The sequence below is a fragment of the Psychrobacter sp. T6-1 genome (genome assembly GCF_052258445.1).
Map to the genome: position 1 here is coordinate 1 of NZ_JBQQFC010000228.1, position 4,100 is coordinate 4,100.

Sequence of the window (4,100 nt, forward strand, 5' to 3'; positions counted from 1 at the left end):
ATAACTTTGATCTACAGCAAGATACGACTATCAAGCAGACGCAAGATTATGGCGCATTTTGGAGTCTTTGCTTTGCGATTATGCGACCTCAGTTTGAGCAGATTGGTGGTTTTGATACCGATTATGTTGGTTATGGCGCTGAGGATACTGATTTTGCTTTTGTGGCGCGTACGCTGGACATCGATTTTTATGTGACAAGCGATGTGATTTATCATCAGCAGCATAGTGTCCACCGGCCGCCGCTTAATCATTTGGACAGTATCGTTATCAATGCCAATCGCTTTTATGAGAAATGGCAGCACTGGCCGATGGGAGGGTGGCTTGGCGAGTTTGCGCAGTTGCAATTGATTGACTGGCAAGAGGCGCAAACTACACCCATTTGTATCAAGCGCCAGCCAAGTTATGAGGAGATTACAGCGGCGCACTATCCAGATGCGCCTTATGTATAAGTCAGAATCAATCAATACTGGCGAATAATCTCGACACCTTGCGGCGGCGCGGCAAGCTCTTGTCTCTCAAACGCCCAGTTATGACCTTCCCAAAAATTCGCGGTTTTGTCATCATTATTAAACCCCAGCATCACTATCGATATTGGCGTATCAGTATCTCGCTGCGGCTGTACCTCTAAGCACGCTGCCAACAGTAAACGATACAACAAAAACCCTGACGTTGGCGCGGACGAGTGAATGTCGGCAAAGATAGGATAGTCCTCGACGACGCTGTGCTGCTCTGACAGTACGCTACAGTGCGCTTCACTACGCAGCAGCTCATCAAGCTGACTTGGAATCTTGAGCACTCGCTTGGCAGTAATGGGATCATCGTTAGGTCTTGGGTCATCGCTTGGTGTTGGAAACTGATAGTGCGTATTGCCAAACAAAACGCCAAGCGTCGCTTGCTGCGCCATATCGAGCATCGCTGTCAGATTGTTGCTGCGCGGCGGCAGACCAAAATGCAATAAGCTATCGCCATTTTGTCGAAAAAATAGAAGTTTTGGTAAATCCTTAGCGCTAGGATGATGCGCGAAAAACTGAGCATGGATAAAGTCATTAAACAAAACCAGCATATCTGTTGGCTGCAAAAGGGCTTGTAATTTGTCTTCGGTAATCGATGGATTGTTAGCCACTAAGATAATACGTTGTCGATCCAATAGCGCATCTTGTATCACAAAAGGCAAGGTTTGATAAGGAGAATAAAGAACATCTGCATAGTCATAATTGTTATTTAGGGCTGCAGTTTGATACGTGTTTTGCATAGGTGGTGAGGGTCTCATCAAAGAAGAAGAAATTGGCTTACAATGCTGATGTATTATAGCTCTTGAGCATAAAAATAACTCGATTATATATGGACTCAGCGTGCAAATACTCATATGCCATATCTGCAAAAAAGTCATGTAAATTATGCGTGCTAGTAGACAAGTCACGAAGGTAGATCTCAATTAAACGTTTGTAGAGACGACACCTAATCGGGCGCTAAAAATATGCCGCATAAAAATACGTAAAGTAAGGTTCATATTCTAAATAGGCATAAGCCTTCAAGCATTCAATGTTTGGGGCTGTTTTATGTATAAGGGATAATAACCAGATGTTTTTATAAAATGTTATACATATTGAAAAATACCCTTGCCGTCTTCAAATCAGTCCTCACCCGCTATAGCACGTATGTTATATTTGACAACATTGCTCATTCTTTATTCATTCCTCTTATAAGGACGCCTTATGAATCGTCGTACTCTTTTGGCCTTTGCCGCTAGCACCGTACTACTTGCCGCTTGTGGCCAATCAACCACCACTGATGCCGATACCACTACAGCAGATAGCACGGCCGGCTCCGATCTGCTGCAACGTATCAACAATGGCGGTACTATCAACGTCGGTACCGAAGGCACTTACCCGCCGTTTACTTATCACGATGAGAGCGGCGCGCTGACCGGTTACGATGTCGAAGTCACTCGCGCCGTCGCCGACAAACTGGGCGTCGATGTTGATTTTAAAGAAACTCAGTGGGATGCGATGCTGGCAGGTCTAGATTCAGAGCGCTTTGATATGGTTGCCAACCAAGTGAGTCTAACGACGCCTGAGCGCTTAGCTAAGTATGACAAGTCGCAAGCGTATAGCTGGTCAGGCGCGGTGGTCTTAGCCGCAACCGATGACAATCGCTATAGCTCATGGGAAAACTTAAAAGGGCTGCGTAGCGCGCAATCACTCAGTAGTAACTATGGCGAGCTTGCCGAGAATTACGGCGCTGAGGTGATACCTGTTGAAGGAATGGCACAAGCGATCCAACTGGTCAAGCAAGACCGCGCGGACTTTACGATGAATGATAATCTTGCGGTACTCGACTATCTCAAAAAATTCCCAGATAGTGATCTTGAGATCAAATTGGTGGCTCCCGCTAGTGAACAGACAGGTTCAGGTTTAGTACTGCTCAAAGGTGATGACGCCGTAGTCGCAAAGCTAGACGAAGCTATGGCAGCACTGGCAGCTGATGGGACGCTTACCAGACTCAGCCAAGAGTTTTTCGGTGCTGATATAAGCCAGCAAAAATAATGCTAGCGTCTATAACCTCAGTGCTCGCAGAATTGTTGGCACTCTTGCCCTTTATGGATGCGGCGCGGGCACAGATCGTTATTACCTCATTCTGGCCTATGCTCAAAGGCGGTATCTACTATTCGATACCGCTGGCGCTAATCTCCTTTGCAATCGGTATGGCTATTGCGTTGACGGTAGCACTCATTCGTATCGTGCCGCGCGCAGGCTGGGTTCACAAAATAGCTTATAGGCTCGCCCGCATCTACGTCTCTGCTATTCGCGGCACGCCGATGCTGGTACAGTTGTTTATCATCTTTTATGGTCTGCCAAGTATAGGGCTCAAACTTGATCCTTTTCCCTCGGCGATCATTGCTTTTTCACTCAATATCGGTGCTTATGCGTCAGAGACGGTGCGCGCCTCTATTTTGTCTATTCCAAAAGGGCAGTGGGAGGCAGGCTCAACGGTCGGGCTTACCTACCTGCAGACCTTTCGCCATGTGATACTACCGCAAGCGCTACGAGTGTCTGTACCGCCATTATCTAATACCTTTATTAGCCTCGTCAAAGACACCTCACTTGCCTCATTAGTACTAGTCACTGAGCTGTTTAAACAGGCGCAGATCATCACCGCGCGCAACTATGAGTTTATGCTGGTCTATACCGAAGCGGCGTTCATATATTGGGGTATTTGTCTGTTTTTAACCTTTATCCAAGGTAAGCTTGAGACGCGACTTGATCGTTACATCGCTAAGTAACGCTATGCTCAACTCGCACTCACTTCACTAGTATTTTCAATTTGTCAGCGGAAACGGTTATGATTCAAGTCAGCAATATTCACAAAGCTTTTGGCAGTAATCAAGTGCTCAAAGGCATCGATTTGACCATTCATAAAGGTCAAGTTGTGGTGATATTAGGGCCATCAGGGTCGGGAAAGACCACCTTTTTGCGTTGCCTAAATGCGCTTGAGATTCCAGACCAAGGCAGCATTAGCTTTGATGATGGTAGCTTGACAGTCGACTTTGCCACCAAGCCCAAAAAGAAAACTTTGCTCGCCTTGCAACGTAAAGCGGGTATGGTCTTTCAGTCTTATAATTTGTTCCCGCACAAAAGCGCGATTGAGAATCTCATGCTAGGGCCGACGGTAGTACAAGGACAAAGCAAGGCGCAAGCCCGTGATCAGGCTTTAGCATTACTTAAAAAGGTTGGGCTGTCAGATAAAGCCGATTTGTATCCGTTTCAATTATCTGGCGGTCAGCAGCAGCGCGTCGGTATCGCCCGTGCGCTTGCTATTGAGCCATCGTTGCTCTTGTTCGATGAGCCCACCTCAGCGCTTGATCCCGAGCTGGTACAAGATGTGCTGGGCACGATGAAACAACTGGCCTCTGAAGGCTGGACGATGGTCGTTGTGACCCATGAGATTAATTTTGCGCGCGATGTCGCCGATCATGTGGTGCTTATTGAAGACGGTCATGTGGTCGAGGAGGGCAGCGCGCAGCAGTTATTTGAGCTATCCTCGCATCCGCGTACGCAGGCGTTTTTGCAGCGTATTGCTGAATAGTTCAGTTTTGAGCT

General features: G+C 47.0%; 5 protein-coding genes. 4 read left to right on the plus strand and 1 reads right to left on the minus strand.

What is annotated here, in order from left to right; genetic code table 11:
- Positions 1 to 449, plus strand: a 449-nt coding sequence (locus ACTXGO_RS10635; protein ID WP_443574424.1) for a glycosyltransferase family 2 protein, incomplete at its 5' end; no start/stop codon positions are given.
- An 11-nt stretch (positions 450 to 460) separates the two neighbouring features.
- Here ACTXGO_RS10635 and ACTXGO_RS10640 read toward each other — a convergent pair.
- Entirely contained in the window at positions 461 to 1,252 is a 792-nt protein-coding gene (locus tag ACTXGO_RS10640) for a hypothetical protein (protein WP_435949410.1), read from the minus strand.
- A gap of 463 nt (positions 1,253 to 1,715) precedes the next feature.
- On the opposite strand from ACTXGO_RS10640, the gene ACTXGO_RS10645 reads away from it, so the two are divergent.
- The 3 genes from ACTXGO_RS10645 to ACTXGO_RS10655 are packed head-to-tail and all read left to right on the plus strand — an operon-like array spanning position 1,716 to position 4,086.
- On the plus strand, positions 1,716 to 2,546 hold the full coding sequence (locus tag ACTXGO_RS10645) for an amino acid ABC transporter substrate-binding protein (protein WP_435949409.1): 831 nt from the start codon (positions 1,716 to 1,718) through the stop codon (positions 2,544 to 2,546).
- Positions 2,546 to 3,283, plus strand: coding sequence for an amino acid ABC transporter permease (locus ACTXGO_RS10650; RefSeq protein WP_317198707.1), 738 nt, complete (start codon positions 2,546 to 2,548; stop codon positions 3,281 to 3,283). Before ACTXGO_RS10645 ends, ACTXGO_RS10650 begins: the two co-directional genes overlap by 1 nt.
- A gap of 59 nt (positions 3,284 to 3,342) precedes the next feature.
- Entirely contained in the window at positions 3,343 to 4,086 is a 744-nt protein-coding gene (locus ACTXGO_RS10655) for an amino acid ABC transporter ATP-binding protein (RefSeq protein WP_435949407.1), read from the plus strand.
- Positions 4,087 to 4,100 lie beyond the last annotated feature (14 nt).

Excerpts from the sequence above, each read along its gene's own strand:
- ACTXGO_RS10640 (WP_435949410.1), bottom strand. The coding sequence starts at position 1,252 with ATGCAAAACACGTATCAAACTGCAGCCCTAAATAACAATTATGACTAT.
- ACTXGO_RS10655 (WP_435949407.1), top strand. The coding sequence starts at position 3,343 with ATGATTCAAGTCAGCAATATTCACAAAGCTTTTGGCAGTAATCAAGTG.
- ACTXGO_RS10650 (WP_317198707.1), top strand. The coding sequence starts at position 2,546 with ATGCTAGCGTCTATAACCTCAGTGCTCGCAGAATTGTTGGCACTCTTG.
- ACTXGO_RS10645 (WP_435949409.1), top strand. The coding sequence starts at position 1,716 with ATGAATCGTCGTACTCTTTTGGCCTTTGCCGCTAGCACCGTACTACTT.